2 protein-coding genes are annotated in these 2872 nt (G+C 70.8%); both read left to right on the top strand.

Going from position 1 to position 2872, the window contains the following annotated elements; genetic code table 11:
- Window positions 1-1615: hypothetical protein (locus H0W38_RS20330; RefSeq protein WP_292457596.1), on the top strand; the 1615-nt coding region annotated here is incomplete at its 5' end.
- Between the two features lie 214 nt (window positions 1616-1829).
- Window positions 1830-2872, top strand: a 1043-nt coding sequence (locus tag H0W38_RS20325) for a nuclease-related domain-containing DEAD/DEAH box helicase (protein WP_292457594.1), incomplete at its 3' end; no start/stop codon positions are given.

Below are 2872 nucleotides of genomic sequence, written 5' to 3'. Positions count from 1 at the left end.
AGCGCTGGTGCTGTTGCAGATCCTGATCCTGGCGCTCGGCGCCAGCTTCGTCGGCGCGCTGTTCGGCGGGGCGCTTGCGCTCGGCGGCGCGGCTCTCGCGGCCGAGCGGCTGCCGCTGGCGCCCGCACTGCTTCAGCTCGCCGCGCCGCTGGCCACCGCACTGGCCTTCGGCGTGCTGACCGGCTTGACCTTCGCCTTGCCGGCGCTCGGCCGCGCGCTCACGGTTTCACCCGCCGCGCTGTTCCGTGGCATCGACGGCGCCGCCCTGCGTACGCCCGCGCGGGCCTGGGCACTGACGGCGCTGTGTGCACTGGCCGTCGCCGCGCTCGTGGTGAGCGTGCTGCCCGATGCGCGCTTCGGCCTCGCCTTCGTCGGCGTGACGGTGCTGCTGCTCGTGTTGCTCGAAGGCGTGCTGCGCGGGCTGCGCGGCCTGTCGCACCGGCTGCTGACGCACCCGCGCTGGCAGCCGCGTTTCGAGCTGCGACTGGCGTTGGCCGGCCTGCAGCGGCCGGGCTCGCCGCTTCGCGCATCACTGCTGTCGCTCGGCTCGGCGTTGACCTTGCTGGTCGCCTGCACCCTGGTGGTGGCCACGCTGCTGCGCACCGTCAACGAAACCGTGCCGCAGCAGGCGCCGGCACTGGTGTTTTACGACGTGCAAACCGAACAGCTCGAAACGCTGCGCGAGGTGCTGCAGGCCGCGCCCAGCCTGAAGCAGCTGCAGACCGCGCCGCTCGTGCTCGGGCGTCTGGCCGCCGTCAACGGCGAGGTCTTGCGCGACAGCAGCGACGGCCAGCGCGCCCGCGAGGCGCGCGACGACCACAAGCTCAGCGACCGCCGCGGCAACTTCGACGACGTGATCGTGACGCGCGGTGCCTGGTGGCCGGCCGACCACCGAGGAGCGCCGAGGGTGGCGATGGAAGACCGCGAAGCCGATCAGCTCGGCCTGAAAGTCGGCGACAGCCTGCGCTTCGAGATCATGGGGGCGCCGGTGGAAGCGCAGCTCGCCGCCATCTACAGCCAGCGCCGCTTCCAGGCGAGGCTGTGGCTGGAGGCGATCTTCAGCGACGGCGTGCTCGACCCCTTCATCACCCGCCATGTGGGTGCCGCGAGCCTGTCGTCTCAGGACGCCATCGCCGCGCAGGACCGGCTCGCCGCTGCGGCGCCCAACATAGTCAGCGTGCGCACCGAGGCGCTGCTCGACGAGACCCGGGCGCTGATGGGCCGCGCCAGCGCCGGGCTGGCGGTGATCGCCGGCGTGTGCCTGGCCGCCAGCCTGCTGGTGCTGGCCAGCGTGGTGGCGGCAAGCCGCGCGCGCCAGGTCTATGAAGCCAGCGTGATGCACACCCTGGGCGCGCGCCTGGCCAGCCTGCGCTGCACGCTGCGCTGGGAGTACGCGCTGCTCTCGCTCGTGACCGCCGGCTTCGCTGTCGTGGTCGGCAGCGGGCTGGCATTCGCGTTGTTGCGTTTGCGGCTGGAACTCGACGCCAGCGGCCTGTACTGGACCGGCGCGGTCACGGCGTTCGGCGTCAGCGCCGTCAGCCTGGGCTTGGGGGCGCGCTACCTGCTCGGCCAGATGCGCGTGGCGCCGGCGCGGCTGCTGCGCAGCGGGGCCTGAGAGCCGGACTGGGCCTTGGCGAGAAAGCGCACACCGATTCCGGTGATTTGACGGATCGGGGGCGAGCGCGAGGCGAGCTTGTGCCGCGTCCTCGCGCGATCGCCCCCTACCATGCCGTCGCTACCCGAACGGGCCGCAATCGAGCGCGGGAGCCCGCCCCGGCCGCAAGCCTGCGGAGCGACTGCAACGTGCCAGGCCTGACGGCCACGAGCTGATGGCCATCTTTCCGCAAGGCCTCACGAACATCGACCAGCGCTGCAACGCGGGCGAGCGCCGCGTGCTGCACCAGCTCAAGCGCTGCCTGGAGGACGACTACCTCGTCTGGCACGACATCCCCATCGGTCCCAAGGCGCGCCAGCCGGACTTCGTGATCCTCAGCCCGCGCTGGGGCGTGCTGCTGCTCGAGGTCAAGGACTGGCGACGCAGCACGCTGGGGCCGGCAACGCGCGATGCCGTCGAGCTGAGCACGCCGCGAGGGCGGGTGACGCAGGCGCATCCCTTGCGTCAGGCGCGCGATTACGCGATGGAGCTGGTCGACCTGATGCAGCGCGACCCCGCGCTGGTGCATGCCGAGGGGCCGTTTGCGGGCCGGCTGCTGTTTCCCTATGGCTGGGGCGTCGTGCTGTCGAGCCTGCGGCGTGCCGACGTGGCATCGATCGACTTCGACGAGGTGTTTCCTTCCTCGCGCACCCTGCTGCGCGACGAGCTGGACGAGCAGTTCGATGCGGCGGCATTCCAGAAGCGGCTGTGGGGCATGTTCACCGTTTCCTATCCGCACACCTTGACGCTCCCTCAACGCGATCGCGTGCGCTGGCATCTGTTTCCCGAACTGCGCATGCCGCAGCAGCAGTCGCTGTTGGCGGGCGAAGAGGCGGCCATGCAACCGATGCAGCTCCCCGATCTGCTGCAGGTGATGGACCTGCAGCAGGAGCAGGTCGCGCGTACCCTCGGCGAAGGGCATCGCGTGATCCACGGCGCGGCCGGCTCGGGCAAGACCATGGTGCTGATCTACCGCGCGCAGCAACTCGCGGCCGCAGCACGCGTCGATCAACCCATCCTCGTGCTTTGCTACAACCATGCGCTGGCGGGCCGGATCGAAGCCATTCTGCGCGGGCGCGGCGTGGACCAGCGCGTGGTGGTGAGGACGTTTCACTCGTGGTGTGGAGAACTGGTGCGCGCCTACCAGTTGACGGTCCCGGCCGATCGACGAAATGCGGACGAGTACTACCCTCAGCTCGTGCGCACGGTGTCGCGCGC

This window comes from Methylibium sp. (assembly GCF_013817365.1).
Taxonomy (GTDB): Bacteria; Pseudomonadota; Gammaproteobacteria; order Burkholderiales; family Burkholderiaceae_C; genus Methylibium.
The sequence above is the reverse complement of the archived record's forward strand: the minus strand, read 5'-3'. Positions and strand labels throughout refer to the sequence as shown.